The following is a 418-nucleotide window of genomic DNA, read 5'->3' as shown; positions in this document are numbered from 1 at the left end:
CGGCCAGGCCGCCGTCGACGGTGTGCGCGTGCGCGACGTCGTGGATGCAGCCCTCGGCCGCGTCGGTGTCCAGCGAGCTCCACCGGTTGGCGGTGGAGAACGCCTGCGTGGTGCGCACCCCGCCCGGGGCGGCGTGGAAGAGCTCGAGCGCCTCGTCGGACGCAGCCCCGCCGCGGATGTCCCACCGGTCCAGCCACTCGGCCAGCGAGCCGGCGTGGACGGCGTGGACGTCCTCGTGCAGCATGCCGCCGCGGCGCAGCTCGCCGAGGATGGCCGGGATGCCGCCGGCGCGGTGGACGTCCTCCATGTGGAAGTCGGAGTTCGGCGAGACCTTCGCCAGGCACGGCACGCGGCGGGAGATGGCGTCGATGTCGGCGAGGGTGAAGTCGACCTCGCCCTCGGCGGCCGCGGCCAGCAC

The 418-nt window shown here is 75.1% G+C and carries 1 protein-coding gene; it reads right to left on the bottom strand.

All coding sequences use genetic code 11. From position 1 onward, the window contains the following. Positions 1-418 (bottom strand): dihydroxy-acid dehydratase (locus M3677_RS17555; RefSeq protein WP_251161222.1); only part of this gene is annotated, 418 nt, incomplete at both ends.

The organism is Curtobacterium sp. P97, assembly GCF_023712445.1.
Classification (GTDB): domain Bacteria; phylum Actinomycetota; class Actinomycetes; order Actinomycetales; family Microbacteriaceae; genus Curtobacterium.
The sequence above is the reverse complement of the archived record's forward strand: the minus strand, read 5'-3'. Positions and strand labels throughout refer to the sequence as shown.